Here is a 1963-nt window from a genome sequence, read left to right on the forward strand (position 1 = left end):
ATATGGAGGTAGAGCACTGAATGGACTAGGGGCCAAAAAGGTTACCGAACCCTATCAAACTCCGAATGCCATATTGATAACCCTGGGAGTCAGACTACGAGTGATAAGATCCGTAGTCAAAAGGGAAACAGCCCAGACCGACAGCTAAGGTCCCAAAGAGCATGTTAAGTGGGAAAGGAAGTAGGATTTCCAAGACAACCAGGATGTTGGCTTAGAAGCAGCCATACATTCAAAGAGTGCGTAATAGCTCACTGGTCGAGAAATCCCGCGCCGAAAATAAACGGGGCTAAAACATGCCACCGAAGCTACGGATTCTGTAGGAATGGTAGGGGAGCGTACTGTACAGGGAGAAGGATAAGCGAAAGCGAATCTGGACAGTACAGTAGAGAGAATGCCGGTATAAGTAACGAGAGTAAGGCGAGAAACCTTACCGTCGAAAGCCTAAGGGTTCCTGGGGAAGGATAATCCGCCCAGGGTAAGTCGGGACCTAAGCCGAGGCGAGAGCGTAGGCGATGGATAACCGGTAATAAATCCGGTACCACCGAAATCCGTTAAAAGAGAAGCAAGGACGCAGCGAGATAAGAAAAGCGTGCGGTTGGTAGAGCACGTCCAAGCAGCGACGAAAAGAGCTTTGAGTGAAGTACCAAAGCTCATAAGAGCTGTGACGGGGAGCCGAAGAGGCGAAGTTTCGAAGGGGCTGCCAAGAAAAGTTGCTATCGAGGATAAGGTGCCCGTACCCGAAACCGACACAGGTAGGCGAGGAGAGAATCCAAAGACGAGCGGGAGAACCCTCATTAAGGAACTCGGCAAAAAGACTCCGTAACTTCGGGAGAAGGAGTGCCGAAAGGCCGCAGAGAAGAGGCCCAAGCGACTGTTTACCAAAAACACAGGTTTCTGCTAAGTCGAAAGACGAAGTATAGGAGCTGACGCCTGCCCGGTGCTGGAAGGTTAAGGGGAAGTGTTAGGAGAAAATCTGAAGCACAGAACTTAAGCCCCAGTAAACGGCGGCCGTAACTATAACGGTCCTAAGGTAGCGAAATTCCTTGTCGGGTAAGTTCCGACCTGCACGAAAGGCGTAACGACTTGGGCGCTGTCTAGATGGGGGACCCGGTGAAATTGTAGTACTCGTGAAGATGCGAGTTACCCGCGACAGGACAGAAAGACCCCATGGAGCTTTACTGCAGCTTGTCACTGAATTTTAGTAATATCTGTACAGGATAGGTGGGAGGCAGAGAAAGATGGGCGCCAGCCTATCTGGAGCCGACGTTGGGATACCACCCTGATATTACCGAAATTCTAACATAGGAGCCGTAAGCCGGCATATGGACACTGACAGGCGGGCAGTTTGACTGGGGCGGTCGCCTCCCAAAAAGTAACGGAGGCGTCCAAAGGTTACCTCAGCGCGGAAGGAAATCGCGCGTAAGAGTGCAAAGGCAGAAGGTAGCCTAACTGCGAGAAAGACAATTCGAGCAGGGACGAAAGTCGGGCTTAGTGATCCGGCGGTAGAGAATGGGATTGCCGTCGCTCAACGGATAAAAGCTACCCTGGGGATAACAGGCTGATCTCCCCCAAGAGTCCACATCGACGGGGAGGTTTGGCACCTCGATGTCGGCTCATCGCATCCTGGGGCTGAAGTAGGTCCCAAGGGTTGGGCTGTTCGCCCATTAAAGCGGTACGCGAGCTGGGTTCAGAACGTCGTGAGACAGTTCGGTCCCTATCCGTCGCGGGCGTAGGAAATTTGAGAGGAACTGCCCTTAGTACGAGAGGACCGGGGTGGACAAACCGATGGTGTACCAGTTGCGAAGCCATTCGCACAGCTGGGTAGCCAAGTTTGGAAGGGATAAACGCTGAAAGCATCTAAGCGTGAAACCCACCTCAAGAAAAGATTTCCCATCCGAAAGGAGTAAGACACCTTGGAGAAGACGAGGTAGATAGGCCGGAGGTGTAAGAGTAGAAATACTTT

At 51.9% G+C, this 1963-nt stretch carries 1 rRNA gene; it reads left to right on the forward strand.

Annotation, left to right across the window (positions count from 1 at the left end):
* Positions 1-1963 (forward strand): 23S ribosomal RNA (locus tag J2Z80_RS14860); the annotation flags it as partial.

The sequence above is a fragment of the Thermoanaerobacterium butyriciformans genome (genome assembly GCF_017874545.1).
Classification (GTDB): domain Bacteria; phylum Bacillota; class Thermoanaerobacteria; order Thermoanaerobacterales; family Thermoanaerobacteraceae; genus Thermoanaerobacterium; species Thermoanaerobacterium butyriciformans.